Origin of the sequence: Actinomadura macrotermitis (assembly GCF_009604375.1) — a bacterium.
Taxonomy (GTDB): domain Bacteria; phylum Actinomycetota; class Actinomycetes; order Streptosporangiales; family Streptosporangiaceae; genus Spirillospora; species Spirillospora macrotermitis.
In genome coordinates, this window is sequence record NZ_WEGH01000005.1 from 97003 (window position 1) to 122274 (window position 25272).

At 73.6% G+C, this 25272-nt stretch carries 20 protein-coding genes; 9 read left to right on the forward strand and 11 right to left on the reverse strand.

Annotated elements, in window-relative coordinates:
• Nucleotides 1-33: 33 nt before the first annotated feature.
• The 5 genes from ACRB68_RS33130 to tkt all read right to left on the reverse strand — a co-directional run bounded on the left by ACRB68_RS33130 (nt 34) and on the right by tkt (nt 8254).
• The gene (locus tag ACRB68_RS33130) at nt 34-1623 is read right to left on the reverse strand and encodes a glucose-6-phosphate isomerase (protein ID WP_153539662.1); all 1590 of its coding nucleotides are present in this window, start codon (nt 1621-1623) and stop codon (nt 34-36) included.
• Nucleotides 1620-3284: a phosphoheptose isomerase gene (locus tag ACRB68_RS33135; RefSeq protein ID WP_328595090.1), complete on the reverse strand. Its 1665-nt coding sequence runs from the start codon at nt 3282-3284 to the stop codon at nt 1620-1622. The genes ACRB68_RS33130 and ACRB68_RS33135 overlap by 4 nt, the downstream gene beginning before the upstream one ends.
• Before the next feature lie 84 nt (nt 3285-3368).
• Nucleotides 3369-5036, reverse strand: coding sequence for a glucose-6-phosphate isomerase (locus ACRB68_RS33140; RefSeq protein ID WP_153539663.1), 1668 nt, complete (start codon nt 5034-5036; stop codon nt 3369-3371).
• Nucleotides 5033-6154, reverse strand: coding sequence for a transaldolase (gene tal, locus ACRB68_RS33145; RefSeq protein WP_153539665.1), 1122 nt, complete (start codon nt 6152-6154; stop codon nt 5033-5035). The genes ACRB68_RS33140 and tal overlap by 4 nt, the downstream gene beginning before the upstream one ends.
• A gap of 48 nt (nt 6155-6202) precedes the next feature.
• The gene (tkt, locus tag ACRB68_RS33150; protein ID WP_235960709.1) at nt 6203-8254 is read right to left on the reverse strand and encodes a transketolase; all 2052 of its coding nucleotides are present in this window, start codon (nt 8252-8254) and stop codon (nt 6203-6205) included.
• Nucleotides 8255-8973: 719 nt separating this feature from the next.
• On the opposite strand from tkt, the gene ACRB68_RS33155 reads away from it, so the two are divergent.
• The 3 genes from ACRB68_RS33155 to ACRB68_RS33165 are packed head-to-tail and all read left to right on the forward strand — an operon-like array spanning nt 8974 to nt 12283.
• Complete coding sequence (locus tag ACRB68_RS33155; RefSeq protein ID WP_328595240.1) at nt 8974-9951, forward strand: heme o synthase; 978 nt, start codon at nt 8974-8976, stop codon at nt 9949-9951.
• A gap of 60 nt (nt 9952-10011) precedes the next feature.
• Nucleotides 10012-11226 (forward strand): PrsW family intramembrane metalloprotease, encoded by a 1215-nt coding sequence (locus tag ACRB68_RS33160; RefSeq protein WP_153539668.1) that lies wholly within the window; start codon nt 10012-10014, stop codon nt 11224-11226.
• A 55-nt stretch (nt 11227-11281) separates the two neighbouring features.
• Nucleotides 11282-12283, forward strand: a complete 1002-nt coding sequence (locus ACRB68_RS33165; RefSeq protein WP_328595092.1) for a COX15/CtaA family protein — start codon at nt 11282-11284, stop codon at nt 12281-12283.
• A 32-nt stretch (nt 12284-12315) separates the two neighbouring features.
• Here the strand turns inward: ACRB68_RS33165 and ACRB68_RS33170 are convergent, their stop codons facing one another.
• On the reverse strand, nt 12316-12969 hold the full coding sequence (locus ACRB68_RS33170; protein ID WP_153539670.1) for a TetR/AcrR family transcriptional regulator: 654 nt from the start codon (nt 12967-12969) through the stop codon (nt 12316-12318).
• Between the two features lie 167 nt (nt 12970-13136).
• On the opposite strand from ACRB68_RS33170, the gene ACRB68_RS33175 reads away from it, so the two are divergent.
• Nucleotides 13137-14201 (forward strand): medium chain dehydrogenase/reductase family protein, encoded by a 1065-nt coding sequence (locus ACRB68_RS33175; protein ID WP_235960670.1) that lies wholly within the window; start codon nt 13137-13139, stop codon nt 14199-14201.
• Nucleotides 14202-14245: 44 nt separating this feature from the next.
• Nucleotides 14246-14902 (forward strand): SRPBCC family protein, encoded by a 657-nt coding sequence (locus ACRB68_RS33180; RefSeq protein WP_153539672.1) that lies wholly within the window; start codon nt 14246-14248, stop codon nt 14900-14902.
• Nucleotides 14903-14928: 26 nt separating this feature from the next.
• Here ACRB68_RS33180 and polX read toward each other — a convergent pair whose 3' ends face one another.
• The 5 genes from polX to ACRB68_RS33205 all read right to left on the reverse strand — a co-directional run bounded on the left by polX (nt 14929) and on the right by ACRB68_RS33205 (nt 20229).
• Nucleotides 14929-16644: a DNA polymerase/3'-5' exonuclease PolX gene (gene polX, locus ACRB68_RS33185; protein ID WP_153539674.1), complete on the reverse strand. Its 1716-nt coding sequence runs from the start codon at nt 16642-16644 to the stop codon at nt 14929-14931.
• Between the two features lie 38 nt (nt 16645-16682).
• Nucleotides 16683-17513, reverse strand: coding sequence for a proteasome subunit beta (prcB, locus tag ACRB68_RS33190; RefSeq protein ID WP_328595093.1), 831 nt, complete (start codon nt 17511-17513; stop codon nt 16683-16685).
• A gap of 77 nt (nt 17514-17590) precedes the next feature.
• Nucleotides 17591-18523, reverse strand: coding sequence for an EamA family transporter (locus tag ACRB68_RS33195; RefSeq protein ID WP_407924322.1), 933 nt, complete (start codon nt 18521-18523; stop codon nt 17591-17593).
• Between the two features lie 3 nt (nt 18524-18526).
• A complete protein-coding gene (locus ACRB68_RS33200) occupies nt 18527-19306 on the reverse strand; it encodes an ABC transporter permease (RefSeq protein WP_153539676.1) in 780 nt (259 codons plus the stop codon).
• Nucleotides 19303-20229, reverse strand: coding sequence for an ABC transporter ATP-binding protein (locus ACRB68_RS33205; protein ID WP_153539678.1), 927 nt, complete (start codon nt 20227-20229; stop codon nt 19303-19305). The genes ACRB68_RS33200 and ACRB68_RS33205 overlap by 4 nt, the downstream gene beginning before the upstream one ends.
• 329 nt (nt 20230-20558) lie before the next feature.
• Between ACRB68_RS33205 and ACRB68_RS33210 the strand changes: the two genes are divergently transcribed.
• The 4 genes from ACRB68_RS33210 to arcC are packed head-to-tail and all read left to right on the forward strand — an operon-like array spanning nt 20559 to nt 25231.
• Complete coding sequence (locus ACRB68_RS33210) at nt 20559-21959, forward strand: APC family permease (protein WP_328595094.1); 1401 nt, start codon at nt 20559-20561, stop codon at nt 21957-21959.
• A gap of 11 nt (nt 21960-21970) precedes the next feature.
• Complete coding sequence (locus ACRB68_RS33215; RefSeq protein ID WP_153539682.1) at nt 21971-23212, forward strand: arginine deiminase; 1242 nt, start codon at nt 21971-21973, stop codon at nt 23210-23212.
• A 37-nt stretch (nt 23213-23249) separates the two neighbouring features.
• Nucleotides 23250-24251 (forward strand): ornithine carbamoyltransferase, encoded by a 1002-nt coding sequence (gene argF / locus ACRB68_RS33220; RefSeq protein ID WP_153539684.1) that lies wholly within the window; start codon nt 23250-23252, stop codon nt 24249-24251.
• A gap of 44 nt (nt 24252-24295) precedes the next feature.
• On the forward strand, nt 24296-25231 hold the full coding sequence (gene arcC, locus ACRB68_RS33225) for a carbamate kinase (RefSeq protein WP_153539686.1): 936 nt from the start codon (nt 24296-24298) through the stop codon (nt 25229-25231).
• Nucleotides 25232-25272: the final 41 nt, after the last annotated feature.

Genomic DNA, 25272 nt, shown 5'->3' on the forward strand with positions numbered 1-25272 from the left:
GGTCGGCTATCACGTTGTCCGGCAAGAACGGGTTCATGCCCCCGACCGGGCCGTTTCCAACAATCCGGCCAGGCCCTCCCGCCGGTCGTGCAGCCGCAACCGCACCACCGGCCGCCCGGCCGCCGCCGCCGCGCCGGCCGCGCCCGCGGCCCGCGCCGCCTGCAGCGGGCCGAGCAGGTGTCGCCGGTCCGGAGGCGTGGCGCTGTGGGGGACGTCACCGGACAACACCAGGTATACGCCCTTCTCCCGATGATCATTCCCTATCGCGGGGTAACGGCAACCCCAGCCGACGGTCACGGGGCGTGCCGCACGCGCCGCCAGCACCGCCGCGAGGCGCCTGACCTGCGGGCCCTGCCCCGCGACCGGGTCGGGGTCGAGGAAGGCGGCGATGTGCAGATGGCCCTCGGCCGCCGCGCGCGCCACCAGCTCGTCCAGCAGCTCGCCGAGGTCGCGCGCCCGCGCGAGGCCGGGGTCGGCGGTGTAGGCGGCGACGGCCCCGGCGGCCTCGCCGTCCACGAACAGCGGCTCGTCGCGCCGCGGGTCGGCGACCGGGTCGGGCCGGGGCGGGGCGAGCGGGTCCACGCCGAGCAGGTAGGCGGCGACGGCGGCGCCGTACTCCCACACCACCAGCTGCGCGGCCAGGGGGCCGCTCACGGTCGCGTCGTCCTGGTGCGGGCGGCCGTCCAGCGTCACCAGGAACACCTCCTCGCCCGGCAGCACCGGCACCCCGCCGTGCTGGACGAGCGGCAGCAGCCGCCCGCCGGTCGCGGCCGGCAGCAGCGCCGCGACCCAGTCGGCCAGGCCCGGCAGCGTCGCCGGGTAGCCGCCGATGACCACGGTGCCGCGGCCGGCGCGGACCGCGCCGCCGAGGATGGCGCCGAGCACCAGGCCGGGGTTGTTCTCGGGGCGGGTGAGGGCGGGCAGCACCGTGGCCGCCTGGTCCAGCAGCGCGCCCACGTCGGCGCCCGCGAGCGCCGCCGGGACCAGGGCGTAGGGCGACAGCGCCCCGAACGCGGTCGGCGCGGGGGCCTCCACCAGCGGGTGCCCGGCCTTGGCGGCGAGCTTCGCCGCCGCCGACCCGGGCGCGGCGACCACCACGAACCGCGCGGCGATCTCGGCGGGGGACAGGCCGATCTCCGCGAACGCCTCGGACAGGGCCTGCCGGACGGCGTCGTGGCCGGCGTCGTCGCCGGCCAGCACAACGACCGCGCGGTGCAGCCGCGCCCGGTCGGCGACCAGCCGCGCGACCGGCGCGGGGTCGGCGCCGTCCAGCACCAGCGGCGGCGCGCCCGTCCCGTCGGCGAAGCAGCGCACGATGAGCCCGGCCGCGTGCGCCGCCGCGCCGCGGCCGGCGAGCACCACGTCGGTGAGCCCGGCGTCGCGGGCCGCGTCGCGCAGCTCGCGCAGCCGGGGCAGCAGCGCCCGCGACGAGCCGGGCTGGCCGGGCCAGCACACCGCCGCGCCGTCCCGCCCGGTGGGCCACAGGCCCGGGTCCTCCGAGGCGAGCCGGACCGGCACCTGGTCGATCCACAGCCGCCCGAGCACCCGCTCGGCGGCCTCGCGGACCGGGCCCCGTGCGGTGATGGCCGTGTCGCCCGACACGACCGAGGTGAATCCGGTCACGGGCGGGAGGCCCCCGACAGCGACAGCGACACCGCGCGCACCACCTCGGCGACCCGCCCCGCGTCGGCGACCGGGTCGCGCAGGTGCAGCCGGACGACCGGCAGCCCGCGGTCGCGCAGCGCGCGCGTCTCGGCCAGGCCGCGCGCCAGCTGCAGCCGGGCCAGGCCGTAGGGGCGGCCCGGCACCGGGGGGTCGCCGAGCGGGTCGTCGCCGGCCGGCTCGCCGGTGATGATCAGGAACGCGCCGGTGCCCGGCCCGTCCTTGTGCACCGGGCCGGTCGCGTGCAGGTAGCCCGGGCCCTGCCCGTAGGAGACGGGCCGGTGCGCGCCGCGCGCGAGCGCGGGCGCCAGGTAGCGGCCGGAGAACTCGCCGGACAGGTAGGTCGCCACCGACAGGTAGCCGGTGCCCGGCACCCGGTCCAGCAGGCCCGCCACGACCGAGCCGAGGTCGCGGCCGCCCTGCCAGGACAGGTCGGCGTGCACCTCCACGCCGCCGTCGACGAACGCCGGGCGGCCGGTGTCCAGCGGCCCGGTGCCGGCCTCGCGCAGCAGCGCCGCCGCGTCGTCCTCGGCCTCCTGCACGGCGCTGCTGCCGGCCTCGAAGGGGTTGACGCCGAGCAGCCAGCCCGCCACCGCGGTCGCGTACTCCCACAGCAGGAACTGCGCGCCGAGCGGCGCCCACAGCGAGGTGTCGGCGTCCTCGGGCGCGGCCTGCTTCGGGTTGATGGCGATGCCGTGCGTGTCGGGCAGCGGCTGCGGGCAGCCCGGCGGCGCGAACGCCAGCACGCCGCGGCCGCGCTTGCCGGTGCCGACGGCCAGTAGCTGGGAGATCCACGCGGTGAGCGCGCCGCCCCCGCCGGGCTCGCGCAGCACCACCTTGTCGCGGGCGATCCCGTCGGAGCCCTGCTGGGCGCAGCCGCCGAGGATCGCGCCGAGCAGCAGGCCCGGGTTGTCCTCGGCCTGCGCCAGCGAGGGCGCCAGCGCCGCCGCCTCGTCCAGCAGCAGGTGCACGTCGGCGCCCGCGAGCACCGCCGGGACCAGGCCGTAGGCCGACAGCGCGCCGAAGTGGCCGGGCAGGTAGGGGTCGGTGAGGCCGATCCGGTAGCCGCACTGGCGGGCGAAGTCGTGCAGCGGGCTGCCGTGATCGGTGATCACCAGGAACCGGCCGGCGATCTCGCGCTCGGACAGGCCGTGCGCGCGGAACGCCGCGGTGAAGATCCGCCGGTAGGCGTCGCCCTCCAGGGACACCCCGGCCTTGCTGGACAGCACCACCAGCGTGCGGTCCAGGCGCTCCAGCGCGAACCCGAGCGCGGCCGAGTCGGCGCCGTCCAGCACCGTCAGGCCGCCGCCGGCCGCGCCGGGCCGGCCCTCCACGATCGCCTGCGCGGCGAGCGCCTCGGCGCCCACCCCGATCAGCACGACGTGGTCCAGGCCGGAGTAGCGGGCCTCGGCGACCAGGCCGTCGATCTGCTCCAGCAGCCCGCGCGAGGCGTGCGGCAGGTCCAGCCAGCCGAGGCGGTTGTGGTCCACCGTCCGGCGCCCCCACAGCCGCGGGTCCTTGCCGGCCAGGGCGCCGGGCACGCCGCAGCCCACGAGATAGTCACGCGCCTGCAGGGCCGCGTGCAGCACGTCGCCGCGCGTCAGTACGTCGTATCCGGACACCGTTCCTCCTGACCCCCATCGTTTCAGGAGTGACGCGACATTTGCGACCTTCTGCGCGATCTTCTGGTGTCCGGTCGCGGAACGCTAGTCCTTGAGCGCCTCGACGAGCTGGGCGACGCCTTCGGCGCGGTCGCGCAGGTGCAGCCGCACCACCGGGCGGCCGAGTGAGCGCAGCGCCCGCAGGTCGCCGAACGCCTGCGCCAGCTGGAGTTCGGCGAGGCTGTAGGGCCGGCCCGGCACCGGCAGGTCCCGCATGACGGCGCCGGTGATCTGCAGGAACGCCCCGTTCTGCGGGCCGCCCTTGTGGTACTGGCCGGTGGCGTGCAGGAAACGCGGCCCCCAGCCGAAGGTGACCGGAACCGGCTTGCGGCGCACCTGCGCCGCGCGGGCCGCCAGCAGCGTCCGCAGCTCGGCCGCCCGGGCGTCGCCGTCGCGGTCCAGGAAGGCCAGGACCGCCAGGTAGCCGCCGTCGGGCGGCGCCGCCAGCAGCGCGTCCAGCACGCCGGACAGGTCCTTGACACCCTTCAGCAGCCCCTCGGGGCCGTGCACCTCCACCGCGCCGCTCACCAGCACGGCCGGGCTGGACACGACGGTCGGCGCGGCGCCCTCCTCCGAGCGCAGCAGCGCCGCGGTGCCGGCCGCCGAGGCGGCCTCGTCCGGCGCGCCGAACGGGTCGACGCCGAGCACCCGCCCCGCGATCGCGGTGGCGTACTCCCACAGCAGGAACTGCGCGCCGAGCGGGCCCGCCACGCTGATCCCGGCCTCGCGGCCGGGGCCCGGCTCGTCCGGCCGGCTGCCGAGGACCACCCGGCGCAGGTCGCCGGTGAGCTCGAAGCCGGGGTCGTGCGCGCCGTCCAGGACGACCGGCAGCAGGCCCCTGCCGTCCTTGCCGGTGGCCCCGGCGACGAGCTGCTCGACCCAGCCGGCCAGGCCCGGCAGGCCCGACCCGTGGTCGGCCAGCACCAGCTTGTCGCGGCCGCCGAGCGCGCTCGCGGCGAGCGCCGCGCCGAGCGCGAGCGGGGGGTTGTCGTAGGGCTGGTCCAGCGCCGGGACGAGCGCGGCGGCCTCGTCCAGCAGCCGCGCCGCGTCCACGCCCGCGAGCGCGGCGGGCACCAGGCCGGCCGCGCCGAGCGCGCCGTAGCGGCCGCCGACGTCGGGCTCGGAGTGCACGATATGGTAGCCGGCCTCGACGGCCAGGTCGTTCAGCGGGGTGCCGAGATCGGTGACCGCGACGAAGCGGCCCGCCAGGTCGTCGCCGCCGATCCCGGCCTCGGCGAACGCCCGCTCGAATATCCGGCGCAGCGCGTCGGCCGCCACGCCGGTGCCGCTCCGGCTCGACACCACCACCAGCGTCCGCGCCAGGCCGCCGGCGAGGGCCGCGCCCACCTGGTGCGGGTCGGTGGTGTCCAGGACGGTCAGCGCGGCCCCCGCCGACCGGGCGATCACCTCGGCGGCGAGCACCGAACCGCCCGTGCCGCACAGCACGACCCGGTCCAGCCCGGCGCCGCGGGCGGCGCCGGTGAGCCCGGCCAGCCGGGCGGCCAGCGGACGCGCGGTCCGCGGCAGCTCCAGCCAGCCGAGCCGCCGCGCCGCCAGCGGCGCGGCGTCGGGGCCCCACAGGGTGGTGCCGCCGGCGGCCAGCGAACGCGGCACGCCGTCGTAGGCGAGCCGGTCCAGGACAGTCTCGCCCTGGTCGACGGCGTCGCCGCGCAGGGTGACGGAGACGCCGCCGGCGGTCACCACCGACGTCATGCCACGGCTCCCTGGCCCTTCTTCTCCAGCTCGCCCTGGACGGAGGCGATCAGCTCGGTCCAGGACGCCTCGAACTTCTGCACGCCCTCTTCCTCGAGGACCTTGACGACGTCGTCGTAGTCCACGCCGGCCTTCTTCAGCGCGTCCATGTGCGCCTGCGCGTCGGCGTAGTTCGGGCGGACGGTGTCACCCGAGGGGTCGCCCTGCTCGGCCTCGGCGTCCAGCGTCGCCTCCGGCATCGTGTTGACGGTGCCGGGCGCGACCAGCCCGTCCACGTACAGGGTGGGGGACAGGTCCGGGTCCTTCACGCCGGTGGACGCCCACAGCGGGCGCTGCGGCCGGGCCCCGGCGTCCTTCAGCGCCTTCCAGCGGTCCGAGGCGAACTTCTCCTCGTACAGCTTGTAGGCGAGCCGGGCGTTGGCCAGGCCCGCCTTGGAGCGCAGCGCCTTGGCCTCGTCCGAGCCGATCTTGTCGAGCCGCTTGTCGATCTCGGTGTCCACCCGGCTGACGAAGAACGACGCCACCGAGGAGATCTTCGACAGGTCCAGGCCGTTCTCGCGCGCCTGCTCCAGGCCCTCGAAGTAGGCGTCGATGACCTTGCCGTAGCGCTCCAGCGAGAAGATCAGCGTCACGTTCACGCTGATGCCCTCGGCGATCGCCTGCGCGATCGACGGCAGCCCCTTCTGGGTCGCCGGGATCTTGATGAACAGGTTGGGCCGGTCCACCATCCACCACAGCGCCCGCGCCTCGGCGGTGGTGCGCTCGGCCTCGTGCGCCAGCCGCGGGTCGACCTCGATCGACACCCGGCCGTCCAGCCCGTCGGTGCGGTCGTACACCGGCCGCAGCACGTCGCAGCCCCAGCGGATGTCGTAGGTGGTGATGGCCCGCACGGCCTCCTCCACGTCGACGCCGCGGACGGCCAGGTCGCGGACCTGGTCGTCGTAGGCGTCGCCCTTGCTCAGCGCCTTGGCGAAGATCGTGGGATTGGAGGTGACCCCCACCACGTTCTTGTCCTTGACCAGCGCCTCCAGGTTCCCCGTCCGCAGCCGGTCCCGGCTGATGTCGTCCAGCCAGATGGACACGCCCTCGCCGGAGAGCCTCTTCAGTGCCTCGTTCATGCTTCCTCCTCATCGAGGTCCGCGGTACCCGCCGCGGACGGGGGGTCGTCAGTTGCCGGTGGTCGAACCGCGGCCCGCGTCCGCCACGCCCGCCTTGATCAGGCTGGCCTTGGCGGCGGTGACGACGCGCTCGGCGGTGATGCCGAACTGGTCGAACAGCGTCTTGTAGTCGGCCGAGGCGCCGAAGTGCTCCAGGCCGACCGACTCGCCCGCGTCACCGACGAAGGAGCGCCAGCCGAGCGCGATGCCGGCCTCGACCGAGACCCGCGCGCGGACCCGCGGCGGCAGGACCTCCTGCTTGTAGGACTCGTCCTGCGCCTCGAACCACTCCACGCACGGCATGGACACCACGCGGGTCGGGGTGCCCTCCTCCTCCAGCGTCTCACGGGCGGCGAGCGCCAGCTGGACCTCGCTGCCGGTGGCGATGATCAGCACCGTCGGCTGCCCGTTGCTGGCGTCGGCCAGCACGTAGCCGCCCTTGGCGGCGCCCTCGGCCGAGGCGATGCCGTCGCCGCGCTCGAGCGTCGGCAGCTTCTGCCGGGTCAGCGCCAGGCCCGCCGGGCGGTCGTTGTGCTCCAGCACCGTCCGCCACGCCACGGCGGTCTCGTTGGCGTCGGCCGGGCGGACCACGTCCAGGCCCGGGATGGCGCGCAGCGACCACAGCTGCTCGACCGGCTGGTGCGTCGGGCCGTCCTCGCCGAGGCCGATCGAGTCGTGCGTCCACACGTAGGTGACCGGCAGCTTCATCAGCGCCGCCAGCCGGACCGCCGGCCGCATGTAGTCGCTGAAGATCAGGAAGGTGCCGCCGTAGGGGCGGGTGCCGCCGTGCAGCGCGATGCCGTTGAGGATCGCGCCCATCGCGTGCTCGCGCACGCCGAAGTGCAGGGTGCGGCCGTAGGGCCCGCCCGGGAAGTCCTTGGTCTGGAACTCCTCGGGGATGAAGGACGGCTCGCCCTTCATCGTGGTGTTGTTGCTCTCGGCCAGGTCGGCCGAGCCGCCCCACAGCTCGGGCAGCACCGGCGCCAGCGCCGACAGGATCTCGCCCGAGGCGGCGCGGGTCGCGATGTCCTTGCCCGGCTCGAACTCCGGCAGCGCGTCGGTCCAGCCCGCCGGCAGCCGGCGGGCGGCGATCCGGTCGTACTCGGCGGCGCGCTCGGGGTTGGCCGACCGCCAGGCGTCGAACGCCTTGTTCCACCGCGCGTGCTCGGCGCGGCCCCGGTCCGACACCTCGCGGGCGTGCGCCAGCACCTCCTCGGGCACCACGAAGCTCTCCGCGGGGTCCATGCCGAGGATCTTCTTGGTCGCCGCGACCTCGTCGGCGCCGAGCGCCGAACCGTGGATCTTGCCGGTGTTCTGCTTGTTCGGCGCGGGCCAGCCGATGATGGTGCGCAGCGCGATGAACGAGGGGCGGCCGGTCTCGGCCTTGGCGGCCTCCAGCGCCGCGGCCAGCGCGCCGACGTCCTCCTTGTACTCGCCGCCCTCGGTCCAGTCGACGCTGTGCACGTCCCAGCCGTAGGCCGCGTAGCGGGCCTTGACGTCCTCCGACATCGCGATCGAGGTGTCGTCCTCGATCGAGATGTGGTTGTCGTCGTAGATCACGACCAGGTTGCCCAGCCGCTGGTGCCCGGCGAGCGCGCTCGCCTCGTGGCTGATGCCCTCCTCGATGTCGCCGTCGGAGCAGATCGCCCAGACGGTGTGGTCGAAGGGGGACTCGCCCTGCGGCGCGTCGGGGTCGAACAGGCCGCGCTCGCGGCGGGCCGCCATCGCCATGCCCACCGCGTTGGCCAGGCCCTGGCCGAGCGGCCCGGTGGTGGTCTCCACGCCGGCGGTGTGCCCGTGCTCGGGGTGGCCGGGGGTGAGGCTGTTCCACTTGCGCAGCGACTTGATGTCGTCCAGCGACAGCGGGTAGCCCGACAGGTAGAGCTGGATGTACAGGGTCAGGCTGGTGTGCCCGCAGGAGAGCACGAACCGGTCCCGGCCCGCCCAGTTGGGGTCGGTCGGATCCTGCTTCAGGAAGCGCTGGAAGAGCAGATAGGCGGCGGGCGCGAGGCTCATCGCCGTGCCCGGGTGACCCGAGCCGGCCTCCTCCACCGCGTCCATGGCGAGGGCGCGGACCACGTCCGTCGCCCGCCGGTCCAGGTCGGACCATTCAAACGTGCTGTTGTCCCCACTCACGGAACGCCAGGCTCCTCTCGAACCACTTGTGCTGCAACGTCGAGCTGCAATGTCGTGCGGCGCCGGCCGGGCATCGGGCCCATGAGACCGCAACACGGCCCGCGCCGCCTGTCTTCCCCGAGATCGGCGGAACACGCCCGGCCGGACGGCCGGCGCGAACGCCGGGACGGCCGCCTCGCCGGGACCCGGCGAAGATCGCGCCGGGCCCGCGGCGAGCCTATCGAACCGGCGGGCCGCCGTTCCTGAGCTCGGATCGTCCTCGATGTGATGTGGGCGGCGTCATGCCGCGGGGGCGCCACGCCGTGCCACACAAGGTGACCCTTGCCCGAAGCGGTCCGGAGCTAACCCCCCGCACGGGTGAACCGAGGGGGGATGACGCAGTGCCTTTTCGGGGAGACCCCGATGCCGGGGCTCGTCGCTTCGCTCCGGGCGCCCCGGCCCCCCTCACCCCCTTCGGCGGCGCGTTCGCCGCCCCGGTGCTCGACCCCCGGAGGGGGCGGACTAAAGTGAGGGCGCGGCCGGCGACGACGGCCGCGACTGCTTACTCCAGACCCAGATCGCAGCCGGCCCGTGGCGCGATCCGATCGCGGGGGACCACCTCGGTGGTACGCGATGACTCTCCCTACTCGAACGTGGACCCGATGGTGACGGTGCTCAGTAACAAGCTCGGGATCGATCTCGACGACCAGGTGCCGGGGGCGCCTGCGACTCTCGTCGAGCCGGCGGCCGGACCCCGGTCGGTCGGCGCGAGCGTGCGCGCCTACGTGGCGCTCACCAAGCCCCGCGTCATCGAGCTGCTGCTGATCACCACCATCCCGGTGATGTTCCTGGCCGCCGGGGGAGTGCCGCCGCTCGGCACGGTGCTGCTGACGCTGGCGTTCGGCACGATGTCCGCCGGCGCCGCCAACGCGATCAACTGCTACATCGACCGCGACATCGACGCCAAGATGCGCCGCACCCGGCGCCGCCCGCTCGCCCGCGAGCTGGTCCTGCCGGGCCGCGCCCTGGTGTTCGGGATCACCCTGGCGACGCTGTCCACGATCGGGTTCGCGCTCTCGGTGAACGTGCTCGCCGCCGCGATGTCGCTGTTCGCGATCCTGTTCTACATCTTCGTGTACTCGCTGCTGCTGAAGCGGCGCACCTCGCAGAACGTCGTGTGGGGCGGCATCGCCGGCTGCATGCCGGTGCTGATCGGCTGGACGGCGATCACCGGCGGCATCGCCTGGACCCCGTTCGTGCTGTTCGGCGTGGTGTTCCTGTGGACGCCGCCGCACACCTGGACGCTCGCCATGCGCTACCGCGAGGACTACGCGGTCGCCAACGTGCCGATGCTGCCGGTCGTGGCCACCGAGCACCGCGTCATCGTCGAGAGCCTGGTCTACACCTACGCCACCGTCGCCTGCTCCCTCCTGCTGTGGCCGGTGGCCGGAATGGGCCCGGTCTACGGCGCCGTCGCCGTCGTGCTCGGCGCGGTGTTCCTGGCCGAGGGGCACCGGCTGCTGAAGGCCGTGCGGGCCGGGCAGACCGGCGTCCACCTGCGGCCGATGCGGTTCTTCCACCTGTCGAACGTGTACCTGGCGCTGCTGTTCACCGCCGTCGCCGTCGACCCGATCCTGCACTGATCACCGGCCGGTGACGCCCCGCTGACCCCTGGTGCCCGGCCCTGCGGTTACGCTCACCGCATGGCGCGCGTGGATCCCAAGGCGGTACTGGAAGGGCGAATCCCCGGACGGCCTCCGGTCGCCCTCATCTTCGGCGTCGCGGTGTCGTCGCTGTGCGCCCTGCTGGCGCTGGCCCTGGACGCCGTCCAGGGCGGCGCGGCCTTCTGGGTCGGGCTGGTCCTGGCCATCCTGCCGATCCCGCTGCTGATCGCGCTGGTGCTCACCCTGGACCGGATGGAGCCCGAGCCGCCGCGGGTGCTGGTGTTCTCGTTCATGTGGGGCGCGGGCGTGGCCGTCTTCGGCGCCCTGGTCCTGAACACCCTCGGCCTGCTCTACATCACCGTCCCGGTCTTCGGCGAGGTCAAGGGGCACTACATCAGCGCCACCTTCGGCGCCCCGCTGATCGAGGAGTCGCTGAAGGGCGCGGTGCTGTTCGGGCTGCTCTGGCTGCGCCGCAACGAGATCGACGGCTACGCCGACGGCATCATCTACGCCTGCATGGTCGGCCTCGGCTTCGCGATGATGGAGAACATCACCTACTACGTCCGGGCCTACGAGGAGGGCGGCGCGCACCAGCTGCAGACCGTCTTCATCCTGCGCGGCCTCGTCGTGCCGCTCAGCCATCCCCTGTTCACCTCCATGACCGGGCTCGGCGTCGCCTACGCCGCCACCCACCGGCGCGGCCGGATCATCGCGCCGCTGCTCGGCCTGCTCGCCGCCATGGTGATGCACGGCCTGTGGAACGGCTCCACCGCCTTCGGGGGCGGCGGCCTGGTCCTGGTGTACCTGCTGGACTTCGTGGTCCTGATCGTCCTCATGGTGATCGTCGCGGTGGAGCGGCGCGGCACGGTCCGCCGCATCGAGACCTACCTGCCGATGTACGCCGGGACGGGCCTGGTCACCCCGCAGGACGTGCGGATGCTGCACTCGCTGTCGGCGCGCCGCGCCGCCCGCCGCTGGGCCTCCTCGGTCGGCGGCCGGCCCGCCGCCCGCGCGATGACCGACTACCAGCTCGCCGCGACCGAGCTGTCCCTGCTGCACAAGCGGGCCGAGCGCGGCATCGCCGAGCCCCACTGGTTCGAGACCCGCCGCGACGCGCTGCTGTCCCTGATGGGCCTCGCCCGGCAGGCGTTCCTGCGCGTCCCCCGGCCGTCGGCACCGCAGGCGCCGCCGTGGGCGCCGCAGGGCCAGTCGGGCTTCCTGCCGCCTCCGCCGCCGGGCCCCTACGGCCGCTGAGCCCGAAGCGGGGGCCGGGTCGAGGCCACGCACCCGCGCCCATACGATTGATGCCGTGGCTGAGCGATCCGACGCCGTGGCGTCTCCGGGCAATCCGCTGATCCGAGCGTGGCACGCCGTGTGGCGGCCCACCCCGGCGTCCCTGCGGCTGCTCGCGCTGCTCGGCGTCCTCGGCAACGCCGGGATCGTCGCGACCGGCGGCGCGGTCCGCGTCACCAAGTCCGGCCTCGGCTGCCCCGACTGGCCGCGCTGCTCGGGCGACAGCCTGATCCCGACGCACAACCCCGAGCACCACGCGCTGAACATGACGATCGAGTTCGGCAACCGGATGCTCACCTTCGTGGTGCTGGCGATCGGCTTCGCCGTCTTCGTCGCCGCGCTGCGGCTGCGACCGCGCCGCAAGGACCTGGTGCGGCTGGCGTTCGCCCAGCCGATGAGCGTCGTCGCGCAGGCCGTGATCGGCGGCATCGTCGTGCTCACCGACCTGCACCCGGCGGCGGTGTCGCTGCACTTCCTGGTCTCCCCGGCGCTGCTGGTCTTCTGCGTGGCGCTGTGGGTCCGCGCGGGCGAGGGCGACGCCCCGCCCCGCCCCCTGGTCCCGGCGGGGCTGCACCGCCTCTCCCTGGCCCTCACCGCCGCGTGCGGCGTCGTCCTGGTCGCGGGCACGGTCGTCACCGGCACCGGCCCGCACGCCGGCGACGCCAAGTCGCGCCGCTGGGGGTTCGACATCGAGGACGTCGCCCGCGTCCACGGCGCGCTCGCCTGGATCACCGTGGCCCTCACGGTCGCCCTGCTGGTCTGGGCCTTCCGCGGCGCGGACATCCCGCCGGCCTTCCGGCGCCGGGCGGTGGAGCTGCTCGTCCTGGAGCTGCTGCAGGGCGCGGTCGGCTACATCCAGTACTTCACCGGGGTGCCGGCCCCGCTGGTCGTCCTGCACATGCTCGGCTCGGTGCTGATGTGGATCACGGCCCTGCGGCTGGTCCTGGCCACCCGCGACCGCGGCCCCGTCGCCGCTCCCGAGCCTGCCGCCCCGGCCCGCGAGGCCCAGCCCGCCTGACGCCGGGCGGCGGGGACGGCCGATGGCGGGGCTCAGCCCGCCAGCAGATCGTCCAGTTCGGCCGCGAAGAGCCGGGCGGGGTCGAACCCCATGCCGGTGAAGTGCCCGGCGAGCTCCAGGGACAGGACGCCGTGCAGCCGCGTCCAGAAGCTCAGCGCCCGGTGCAGGGCCGCCGGCGGGGCGGGGTGGTCGCCGGCCCAGTCGCGGTGGTCCGCCAGATGCGCGTCGAACGGCGTCGCGGGACCGTCCGAGGGCAGCGCCGCGCAGGCGTCGAGCAGGACCGCCATGGTCTCGGACGAGATGGCCGTGATGTCGTCGGGGGCGTGGTACCCGGGGACCGGGGTGCCGTAGATGAGCAGGTACCGCTGGGGGTCCTCCAGCGCCCAGGCGCGCAGGGCGTGCGCCAGCGCGGCCAGGTCGGCGCCTGAGCCGGCGGCCGCGCGGAGGGTGTCGGCGAGGCTGCGGTAGGCGTCCCGGACGAGGTCGGTGATCAGCTCGTCGCGCCCGGCGTAGTAGCGGTAGAGCGCGGGGCCGCTCATGCCCATCCGCTTGGCGATCGCGTTGAGGGAGAGCGCGGACGCCCCCGTCGTGGCGATCTGCTCCCGCGCGTGTTCCTTGATCTCCGCGCGCACCTGGGCGCGGTAGCGCTCGCGCGGGGTCGTGGTGTCCGTCGCCGCCTTCGCCATGACCTGCCGTCCGTCCGACCGTGTAGCTACGCCCTGAAGATTTAGTTAGAAGGTATCACGAACCTTGTTGACGTCCCCATGCGCTGGCGGTTATAACTTCTAACGAAAGCGTGACTGCCTAACGCAGCACCGCACTTCTTCTCCATGGCGATGAACGGGAGCCCCACATGAACATGCAGGTCCGTGACCAGAGCCGGCACGCGAACACCGAAGGGCTCGTCGAGGTCGTCCTGCCGGGCGAGGTCGAGCCGGAAGGGCTGCGGATCCGGCACGGCGCCGTCCCCGCCCCGGGCCCCGGCCAGGTCCTGATCCGGATGGAGGCGACGGGCGTCTCCTTCGCCGAGCAGCAGATGCGCCGCGGCCGCTACTACGACCAGCCGCCGTTCCCGTTCGTGCCCGGCTACGACCTGGTCGGCACGGTGGCGGCCGTCGGCGAGGGCGCCGACCCGGGCCTGGCCGGCACCCGGGTCGCCGCGCTGGTCAAGGTGGGCGGCTGGGCCAGCCACGTGCTCGTCGACGCCGCGGACGCGGTGCCGGTGCCGGACGGTATCGGCCCGGCCGAGGCGGAGGCCCTCGTCGTCAACGGCATCACCGCCTGGCAGATGCTGCACCGCAAGGCGCGCGTCCGTGCCGGGCAGACCATCGTGGTGCACGGCGCCAACGGCGGTGTCGGCTCGGTCCTGGTCCAGCTCGCCCACGCCGCGGGCGTGAAGGTCATCGGCACCGCCTCGGCGCGCCACCACGACGCGCTGCGGGAGCAGGGCGTCGTCCCGGTCGACTACCGGGACGGCGACGTCGCCGCCCGGATCCGCGAACTCGCCCCCGGCGGGGTGGACGCCGTCTTCGACCACGTCGGCGGCCGCGGCATCGTCGGCTCCTGGAGCCTGCTGGCCCCCGGCGGCACCCTCGTCTCCTACGGCAGCGCGTCCACCCGCGACGACGAAGGGCCCAAGCAGTGGCCCGTCCTCAAGCTGCTCGGCCGGGTCTGGTTGTGGCACGCCCTGCCCAACCGGCGCCGCGCCTACTTCTTCAACGTCTGGGCCGGACGCGCCCTGGCCAAGGACCGCTTCCGGGCCCGCCTGCGCGCCGACCTCACCCAGGTCTTCGCCGCCTACCGGCGCGGTGACATCACCGTCCAGGTCGCCGCCCGGCTCCCGCTCGCCCGCGTCGCCGACGCCATGCGCCTGGCCGAGTCCGGCACCGTCGCCGGAAAGGTCGTCCTGACGCCGTGACGCGCCGCATCCCCGCACAAGCCCCCAGAACCAGGAGAAGAAGCATGCTCAGCAACGGATCATCGAGCTCGCCCCGTCACCCGCACGTGCGCACCACCGCGCTCACGCTCTCGTTCGCCGCCGCGGGCGTCCTCGTGAGCGGCGCCCCGGTGGCCCAGGCCGCCACCGGGCGGCCCCATCACGACACCAGGCCCGAGTGCCGCGGGGAGGGCGTCGACCCCACCGCCCGTATCCGCTACCGGTCCGACATCGTGATCAAGGCGCCGCTGCGCACCGTCTTCGCGCTGCAGGCCGACGTGGAGCGCTGGCCGGCGTGGCAGGCCCCCGTCCTCACCAGCGAACGCCTCGACGCCGGCCCCCTCCGCAAGGGTTCGCGGTTCCGGTGGACCACCCCGGGGCCGCCCACGCCTACGACCCCCGCCACCACCATGACCATCACCTCCACGGTCCGGCAGCTCCGGCACAACGCCTGCATCCTGTGGAGCGGGCCTGCGGTCGGCCAGGGCGTGCGCATCGACGAGGGCGTCCACCTGTGGACCTTCACCAAGGTCAAGGGCGGCGTGCGCGTGCACACCGAGGAGACCTGGACCGGCGCCCAGGCCGAAGCCGACGTCCCCTGGGCGACCGAGATCCTCGGCGCGGGCCTGGAAGCGTGGCTGCGCGACCTGAAGGCCACCGCCGAAGCCCGCACCGGCCGCTGACGGGCGGCGGACCGGCCGGGCGTCCCTCAGCCCTTCTTGGCGGCCAGGAACTCGCGGAGGCGGGGGAGGGGCCAGGTGTTGATCACGTCGTCGGGGGTCAGCCAGCCGCGCTGGGCGGTGCCGACGCCGAAGCGGATGTTGCGCTGGTCGGCGACCGAGTGCGCGTCGGTGTCGATCGAGAACTTGACGCCGAAGCGCAGCGCGCGGCGGATCAGGTCGGCCGGCAGGTCGAGCCGGTCGGGGAAGCAGTTGACCTCCATGGCCGTGCCGGTGCGGGCGGCGGCGCGGAAGACCTCGTCCCAGTCGGCGTCGACGGGCGCGCGGCGGCCGATCAGCCGGGCCGTCGGGTGGCCGATGACGTGCACGTGCGGGTTCTCGCAGGCCGTGATGAAGCGGCGCGTCATCTCGGCCTGGTCCTGGTTGAAGTGGGAGTGGACCGAGGCGACGCACATGTCGAAGCCCGACAGGAAGTCCGCGTCCCAGTCGACCGAGCCGTCCGGGCCGATGTTCAGCTCGCTGCCGTGCAGGATCGCCAGGTCCGGATACTCCTTCTGCAGGGCGCGGATCCGCTCGCGCTGGGCGAGCATCTTCGCGTCGGTCATCTGGTGCATGGCCAGGTCGGGCGCGTGGTCGGTGACGGCGTAGTACGCGAGGCCCCGCTCGGCGGCGGTGCGGACCATCTCCTCCAGCGTCGCGCGGCCGTCGGTGAGGTCGGTGTGGGTGTGCAGGTCGCCCTTGATGTGTTCGACGGTGACGAGGTCGGGGAGCGCGTCGGCGAGGGCGGCCTCGATCTCGCCGCCGTCCTCGCGCAGCGCCGGCGGGATCCACGGCATGCCGAGGCGCTCGTAGACCTCCTCCTCGGTCTCCGAGACGATCAGCTCGCCGGAGGCGGTGAACAGGCCGTACTCCGACAGCTTCAGCTTGGCCTTGACCGCGATCTCGCGGGTGCGGATGTTGTGCGCCTGCGAGCCGGTGAAGTACTGCAGGGCCGCGCCCCACGACTCCGGCGGGACGACCCGCAGGTCGACCTGCGGCCCCCGGTAGGTGCGCACCGAGGTCTTCTTGTCGCCGCCCGCGATGACCTCGGTGACGAACGGCAGGGCGGTGAACGCCTCCATCAGGGGGCGCGGGTCGGCCGAGGCCGCCAGGACGTCGACGTCGCCGATCGTCTCGCGCATCCGGCGCAGCGAGCCGGCGTGGGTGATCCGTTCGGCGAGCGGGGCCAGGGCCGCGACGATCTCGTCGGCGAGGGCGGCGGCGGTGCCGATCAGGACGCGGTCGCCGGTCTGGCGCAGCAGCTCGATGCCGTGCCGGATGTTCTCCTCGGACTTGGGCCCGAAGCCCTTCAACCCGTGCAGCCGGCCCTCGTCGAGGGCCGCCTCCAGCTCGTCGACGGTCGCCACGCCGAGCCGCTGGTACAGCAGCAGCGCCTTCTTCGGCCCGAGGGTGGGGATCGCGGTCAGCGCGCGGACGCTGCTGGGCACCTGCGCGCGCAGCTCCTCCACCTGCCGGATGGTGCCGGTCTCGTTGTAGTCGACCAGCTTCTTGGCGATCGCCTCGCCGACCGCCGGGATCTTCTTCAGCCCCGTCAGGTTCAGGCCCGAGACGTCCTCGGGATACCCGGCGATCGCCCGCGCCGCCTTCTCGTACGCCCTGATCTTGAACGCGTCGCCGCCGGTGATCGACAGCAGGTCCGCCAGTTCCTGGATGAGGGCCGCAGCCTCGTCGTTCGCCCGTGCCATAGGCCGAGTCTAGGGCGCAGGTACGACGTTCCCCGGGCTCAGCGCAGCGGCGCGACGGGCCCGTCCGGCCGGCGGTGGCGCTGCTCGACGACCCGGTCGACGACCGCCGCCACCTCCTCCTCCGGCAGCATCCGGAAGCCGTCGGCGGTGACGGTGGCGATGCTGGGGTAGATGCGGCGGGTCTGGTCCGGCCCGCCGGTGGCCGCGTCGTCGTCGGCGGCGTCGTACAGCGCCTGCACGCACACCTCGGCGGCCTGCGCCGCCGTCAGGTCGTCGCGGTAGAGCTTCTTCAGCGAGCCGAGCGCGTACGGCGAGCCCGACCCGTCGGCGTGGAAGCGGTGGGTCTCCTGCGGTGAGCCGGTGATGTCGTAGCTGTAGATGTGCCCGGTGCCGCCGTCGACGTCGAACCCGGCGAACAGCGGGACGACGGCGAGGCCCTGCAGCGCCTGCGCGAAGTTGGCCTGGACGACGGCGCCGAGCCGGCGGGCCTTGCCCGGCAGCGACAGCGGGACCATCTCCATCTTCTCGTAGTGCTCCAGCTCGACCTGGAAGAGGCGGACCATCTCCAGCGCGAGGCCGACGGTGCCGGCGAACGCCACGACCGAGTACTCGTCGCCGCGCTGCACCTTGTCCAGCTCGCGGTAGGCGATGCGGTTGCCCGAGGTGGCGCGGCGGTCGCCGGCCATCATCACCCCGCCGGGGAAGGTCAGCGCCAGGATCGTGGTGCCGTGCGGCAGGTCGGGGGTCTCGCCCACCCGGTTGATCGGCAGCATCTCGGGGGAGTGCTCGCGCAGCAGCCCGACGAACGAGGGGTTGCCCGCCTCGAAGAACTCCGCCGGAAGTCCCTGCTCCTCGCCCCAGCCGGTCACGGCGACCCCTCTCCGCTCATCGCTTCGTCCTCTGATCGATCCTTGCACGCGGCGGGAGGTGCCCGCCACCGGCGGGCTCACGCCTCGGCGGCCGCCGGTGGTTCCTTCTGCCCGAGCGTGGCGCCGACGCAGGCGACGATGACGCAGCCGATCGCGGCCCACTGGCGGCCCGACAGCACCTCGCCGAGCAGGACGAGCCCGATCAGCGCCGCCACGGCGGGCTCCAGGCTCATCAGGATGCTGAACAGCCGGGCCGGCATGCGCCGCAGCGCCTCCAGCTCCAGCGAGTAGGGGATGACCGACGACAGCAGCCCGACGCCGAGGCCGAACAGCAGCAGCTCGGGGTCCAGCAGCGCGCCGCCGCCGGTGCCGACGCCGACCGGCAGCACCGCGGCCGTCCCGACGATGCTGGCGATCGCCAGGCCCGAGGTGCCGGAGAAGCGCTGCCCGGTGGCGGCGCTCAGCAGGATGTACCCGGCCCAGCCGGCGCCGGCCAGCAGCGCGAACCCGATGCCGACCAGGTCCATCGACCCGCCGCGGGCGAGCATCGCGACGCCGGCGAACGCCAGCAGCGCCCACACCAGGTCGCGGGGTCGCCGCGAGCCGGCGATCGCCACCACCAGCGGCCCGAGGAACTCGACCGTGACGGCCACGCCGAGCGGGATGCGCTGGAAGGACTGGTAGATGGAGAAGTTCATCAGCGCGAGCGTCAGCCCGAACCCGGCGACGACGGCGAGGTCGCGGCGGGTCCGGCCGCGCAGCTCGGTGCGCAGCGCCTTGCGGCACAGGAACGCCAGCACCAGCGCCGAGGTGCCGAGCCGCAGCAGCACCACCGCCCCGGGCGACATGCGGTCGAACATGTGCTTGGCCAGGCCCGCGCCGACCTGCACCGACACGATCCCGAGCAGGATCAGCGCGGGCGGGGGGACCGAGCCGAGCGACGGCAGCGCGGCCCGGCGCGGCAGCGGGCCCGCGCCGCCGTAGTGACCGGGTGCTTCAGCGAGTGCCACGGGTCATTCCCATCTGAAGAATCGGGCGGCGAGGGCGAGCCCGGCGACGGCCCACACCGCGAGGACGAGCAGCGGCTTGCCGGGGAGGGACGCGCCGTGCTGCAGCACCTGGCGCAGCCCGTCGGCGAGCGCGGAGATCGGCAGCAGTTCCAGGGCCGAGCGCACCCCGCCGGGGAACTTGTCCAGCGGGAACACCACGCCGCCGACCGCCAGCAGCAGGATGTAGACGAGGTTGGCGGCGGCGAGCGTCGCCTCGGCGCGCAGCGTCCCGGCCATCAGCAGCCCGAACCCGCTGAACGCGGCGGTGCCGAGCAGCAGCAGGACCAGCACCGACAGCGGGTCGCCGTGCGGGTGCCAGCCGAGCGCGAGCGCGACGCCGCCGATCACCACCGCCTGCAGGGCCTCGACCAGCACGACGGTGAGGGTCTTGGCGGCGATGAGCCCGGCGCGCGGCAGCGGGGTGGCGCCGAGGCGCTTCAGCACGCCGTAGCGGCGCTCGAAGCCGGTGCCGATCGCCTGCCCGGTGAACGCCGTCGACATCACCGCGAGGGCGAGGACGCCCGGGGCGAGGAAGTCGACGCGGCGGCCCGGCAGGTCCAGCAGCGAGGTCGCGCTGAACAGGGTGAGCAGCACCACCGGGATGATCAGGGTGAGGAGCAGCTGCTCGCCGTTGCGCAGCAGGCCGCGCACCTCGTAGCCGGTCTGCGCGGCGATCATGCGGGGCAGCGGGACGGCGCCGGGCGCGGGCGCCAGGTCCAGCGGCGGGGTGGTGGTGGCGGTCATGCGCGCAGCTCCCGTCCGGTGAGCTCCAGGAAGACGTCTTCCAGGGTCCGCCGTTCGATCCTCAGGTCCTCGGCCAGCACGCCGTTGGAGGCGCACCAGGCCGTCACGGTGGCCAGCAGCTCGGGCCGCACGTCGCCCTCGACGAGGTAGTGCCCGGCGGGCGACTCCTTGGCCGCGCTGCCGGCCGGCAGCGCCGTCAGCAGCTCGTCCAGGCCGAGGCCGGGCCGGGCGCGGAAGCGCAGCTGGCGTTCGGCGCCGGTGAGCTCGGCGGGCGAGCCCTCGGCCACCACCCGGCCGTGGTCGACGATCACGACCCGGTCGGCGAGCCGCTCGGCCTCCTCCATGTAGTGCGTGGTGAGCACCACCGACACCCCGGCGGCGCGCAGCTCGGCGACCAGCTCCCAGGTGGCGTGCCGGGCCTGCGGGTCCAGGCCGGTGGTGGGCTCGTCCAGGAACACCAGCTCGGGGCGGCCGACGATGGCGACGGCGAGCGACAGCCGCTGCTGCTGCCCGCCCGACAGCCGCCGGAACGCGGTGCGCGCGTGCTCGGTGAGGCCGAGCCGCTCCAGCAGCGCGCCGGTGTCCAGCGGCGCGGCGTGGAAGGAGGCGACCAGCTTCAGGAACTCGCCGGCCTTGGCGGTGCCGGGCACGCCGCCCGACTGCGGCATCACCCCGACCCGCGGCTTCAGCGCCCGCGCGTCCGCGGCCGGGTCCAGGCCGAGGACGCGGACGGTGCCGCCGTCGGCGCGGCGGAAGCCCTCGCAGATCTCGATCGCGGTGGTCTTGCCCGCCCCGTTCGGGCCGAGCAGCGCGGTGACCTCGCCGCGTCCGGCGCGCAGGGACAGGCCGTCCACGGCGGCGACGCCGCCGTAGCGCTTCACCAGCGCGTCGATCTCGACCGCGCAGTCTCCGGGGGGTGCCATGACGACGAGTTTAGGTCCGTCCCCGGACGGCTCTGCGCGGGGCCCGCCGACGTGTCCGGGACCACACCCCGGCCGGCGTTCGCCGTTTCCTTTTCCCGTTCGTCGCCGAATGTTCTCCCGCCCCTGGAATACCCAAGCCGGAGTCAAATTCTCTCAATGCCCGCCCAAAAGGGAAGGGGCGGCGCGGCTTGATCGTCGATGGCGTTTCGGTAGATCGCCCCCGGGTAATTCCCAGCCTGTCACCCGCATTGCGGAGATGGCTTCGGGGACTTCTGTTTTCTGCCGGGGGAACGAGCGTGGAAATGGCCGGGTCGGAGGCTTGGGAAGGGGTGACCCTGTCCCGGGCCGAGGCGGCCGCCCCCGCGAAGGACGACGCGGCGGACGCCTCGTCCGGCGGCCGGCTCGGCCTGCCCCAGGCGACCGCCCTGGTCGTCGGCAACATCGTCGGCACCGGCATCTTCCTGCTCCCGGCGTCGCTCGCCGAGATCGGCACGATCAGCTTCGCGGTGATGGGGGCCACCGCGGTCGGCGCCATCGCCCTCGCCCTGGTGTTCGGCCGGCTCGGCGCGCGCGTCCCGGCGAGCGGCGGCCCCTACGCCTACGCCCGCGACGCCTTCGGGGAGTTCGCGGGCTTCCTGACGGCGTGGTCGTTCTGGCTCACCGCCTGGGGCGGCAACGCCGGCATCGCGGTCGCCTGGGTCGGCTACGTCAACTACTTCCTGCACTGGGACTCGGTCCCGGGCAAGATCGCGATCGGGCTGGCCGGGCTGTGGCTGCCGGCGCTGATCAACCTGTCCGGGGTGCGCAACATCGGGGTGTTCCAGCTGGTCACCACGGTGCTGAAGTTCGTGCCGCTGATCTTCGTGGGGATCGTTGGGCTGTTCTTCCTCAAGGCGGGGAACTTCGGCCCGTTCAACGCCAGTGGTGGGTCGCTCTGGCACGCGGGCTGGCTCGCGGCCGGGCTGATCCTGTTCATCTACTCCGGCATGGAGAGCGTGACGATCGTCGCCGAGCGGATCAAGGACCCGGCGCGCAACGTCGGCCGCGCCAGCATCCTCGGCGTGCTGGCCTGCACCGCGCTCTACCTGCTGGCCACCCTCGCGGTCTTCGGCACCGTGCCGCACGCCCGCCTCACGGGCTCCGACGCGCCGTTCGCCGACGCCGTCAACAACATGTTCGGCGGCGGCGGCTGGGGCGCCGCGATGGCGGCCTGCGCGATCGTGTCGGGCATCGGCGCGCTGAACGGCTGGATGCTGCTGGTCGCCGAGATGCCGATGGCCGCCGCCCGTGACGGCATGTTCCCCGCCGCGTTCGGCCGGACGACGCGGCGCGGCGCGCCGGTCGTCGGCATCATCGCCGGAGCCGTTCTCAGCTCGCTGATGCTGCTGTCGTCCTACGCGTCCGAGAACGCTTTCAACACCATTTTGCTGTTCGCCTCGTTCACCACCGCCATCCCCTATTTCTTCTCCGCCGCCGCGCAGCTGTTCTGGCTGGTGACCGGAGGCCGGAAAGTGAGCCGGGGACGCCTGTTGCGGGACATGGCGATGGCGGTCGTCGCGCTGCTGTTCTCCTTCGCCATCGTCTACGGCTCCGGCGACCAGGCCGTCATGCTCGGCGTCCTGGTGCTGCTGGTCGGCGTTCCGGTCTACATCTGGACCAAGGCCGGGCGCGGCGAGTACGGGCCGCGGGAGACGGGTCGCGCCGGGAACCCCAGCGCCAGGAACCACTAGGAGGCCACCGAATGTCTTTCCACGTCGAGTCCGAGGTCGGCACGCTCCGGCGGGTCCTGGTGCACCGGCCCGAGCTGTCACTGAAGCGCCTCACCCCGTCCAACGCCGCCGACCTGCTCTTCGACGACGTGCTGTGGGTGCAGCGGGCCGGGGAGGAGCACGACGAGTTCCGGCGGGTCCTGGCCGGCCGCGGCGTGGAGGTGTTCCTGCTGGAGGACCTGCTGCGCGAGACCATCGAGCTCCCCGAGGCCAGGAAGCACATCCTGGACCACGTGATCGACCCCCGGCGGTACGGGCCGCTCGCCGTCGACGCCGTCCGCAACGGCTTCGACGCCATGGACGTCCGCGAGCTCGCCGCCTACCTGATCGGCGGCATCACCAAGCGGGAGATGCTGGAGCGCGTCTCCGAGCCGAAGTCGATCGCGTCCCACACGCTCGGCATGGACGACTTCATCCTGACCCCGCTGCCGAACCACCTGTTCACCCGCGACACCTCCTGCTGGATCTACGACGGCGTGTCCATCAACCCGATGCGCAAGAAGGCGCGCGAGCGGGAGACGGTCAACTACGAGGCCATCTACAAGTGGCACCCGATGTTCGCCGACGGCTACGGCAGGCCCGACGACGGCGGCTACAACATCTGGTACCAGGGCACCGCGATGGCGCCCGCCACCATCGAGGGCGGCGACGTGCTGGTGATCGGCAACGGCGCGGTCCTGATCGGGGTGAGCGAGCGCACCCAGCCGCAGGCGGTGGAGTTCCTGGCCCGGTCGCTGTTCGCGCGCGGCTCGGTCCGCCGGATCGTGGCGCTGCGGATGCCGCAGCGGCGCGCGTTCATGCACCTGGACACCGTCATGACGATGGTCGACCACGGCGTGTTCACCAAGTACGCCGGGATGGGCATGCTGCCGTCGTTCACCGTCGAGCCGGGCGACAACGAGAAGGAGCTGAAGCTCACCGACCATCCGGCCGAGCAGATGCACAAGGCCATCGCCGCCGCGCTCGGCCTGGACGACATCAAGGTGCTCACCGCCGTCCAGGACGTCTTCGCCGCCGAGCGCGAGCAGTGGGACGACGGCTCCAACGTGCTGGCGGTGGAGCCGGGCGTGGTGATCGCCTACGAGCGCAACACCACCACCAACAACTTCCTCGCCAAAAACGGCATCGAGGTGATCACCATCCGCGGCAGCGAGCTCGGCCGCGGCCGCGGCGGACCCCGCTGCATGAGCTGCCCGCTCGAACGCGACGCCTGAGCGGCCCGGACCGCACGCCGAAGGACGGTAGGACGACATGGCATTCAACCTGCACGGCCGCAGCTTCCTCAAGGAGCTGGACTTCACCCCGCGCGAGTGGCGGCTCCTGCTCGACCTGTCGGCGGACCTGAAGGCCGCCAGGCTCGGCGGCACCGAGCGGCCCGTCCTGGCGGGCAGGAACATCGCGCTGATCTTCGAGAAGACCTCCACCCGCACCCGCTGCGCCTTCGAGGTCGCCGCGCACGACCAGGGCGCGCACGTCACCTACCTGGACTCGAGCGGCTCGCAGCTCGGCCACAAGGAGTCGGTCAAGGACACCGCCCGGGTGCTCGGCCGCATGTTCGACGGCATCGAGTACCGCGGCAGGAGCCAGCAGGCGGTGGAGGAGTTCGCGCGTTTCTCCGGCGTCCCGGTGTGGAACGGTCTCACCGACGAGTGGCACCCCACCCAGATGCTGGCGGACCAGCTGACCATGCGCGAGCACAGCGACAAGCCCCTGCACGAGGTCGCCTTCGCCTACCTCGGCGACGGCCGCAACAACATGGCGCACTCCTACATCGTCTCCGGCGCGCTGATGGGCATGGACGTGCGGATCGTGGCGCCCCGCACCCTGTGGCCCGACGAGGACGGGGTGGTCGGGCCCGCCCGCGAGATCGCCGCCGGCACCGGGGCGACCATCACCGTCACCGAGAAGGTCGACGAGGGCGTGCGCGGCGCCGACTTCGTGATGACCGACGTGTGGGTGTCCATGGGCGAGCCCGAGAAGGTCTGGGACGAGCGGGTGCGGCTGCTGCGGGACTACCAGGTCAACCGCGGCGTCCTGGAGGCGACCGGCAACCCGCGGGTCAGGTTCATGCACTGCCTGCCGGCCTACCACGACCGCGGGACCGCCGTCGGGCGGGAGATCTTCGACAAGACCGGGATGGACGCGCTGGAGGTGACCGACGAGGTCTTCGAGTCCGACGCCTCGATCGTCTTCGACGAGGCCGAGAACCGGCTGCACACCATCAAGGCAATCATGGTCGCCACGCTCGGCTGAGCGGCACCGGCCGCCGGCCCGCCGGCAGGAGGACGGGGAACCACATGCGTGTAGTCGTCGCGCTCGGGGGCAACGCCCTGATGCGGCGCGGGCAGCGGCCCGACGCGGAGCCGCAGCGCGCCAACGTGATGGCGGCGGTGAAGGCGCTCGCCCCGCTCGCCGAGCGGCACCAGCTGATCATCACGCACGGCAACGGCCCGCAGGTGGGGGTGCTGGCGCTGGAGAGCGTCAACGACCCCGAGCTGGAGCGCCCCTACCCGCTGGACACCATCGGCGCCGAGACCCAGGGCATGATCGGGTACTGGATGCTGCAGGCGCTGCAGAACGCGCTGCCGGGCCGCCAGGTCATCGCCATGATCAACCAGACGCTGGTGTCGGCGGTGGACCCGGCGTTCGGCGACCCGGCCAAGTTCGTCGGCCAGGTCTACGACCGCGCGGAGGCCGAGCGGCTCGCCAAGGAGTACGGCTGGACCGTCAAGCCCGACGGCGACCGGTGGCGCCGCGTGGTGCCCTCGCCGGTGCCGCAGCGGGTGGTGGAGATCCGGCTGATCCGCACGCTGGTGGAGGCCGGCACCGTGGTGATCTGCGCGGGCGGCGGCGGCGTCCCGGTGGTGCGCAACGACGTCGGCCGGCTGGAGGGCGTCGAGGCGGTGATCGACAAGGACCTGACCGGGGCGCTGCTGGCCGAGACGCTGGAGGCCGACGCCTTCCTCATCCTCACCGACGTGCCGCGGGTGATGCGCGGCTTCGGCACTCCGGACCAGCAGGAGATCGCCAGCACCACCCCGCACGAGCTGCGCGCCGAGGACTTCCCGGCCGGCTCGATGGGGCCGAAGGTCGAGGCGGCCGCCGGGTTCGTCGAGCGCACCGGCGACATGGCCGCGATCGGCAGGCTCGACGAGTGCGTGCAGATCCTGGAGGGGCGGGCGGGCACGATCATCACGCCGAACGCCACCTGGCCGCTGACCAGCACGCTCTAGCGGAGTAGCGCGCGCTGACCCGGGTATCGAGCACCGTCGTC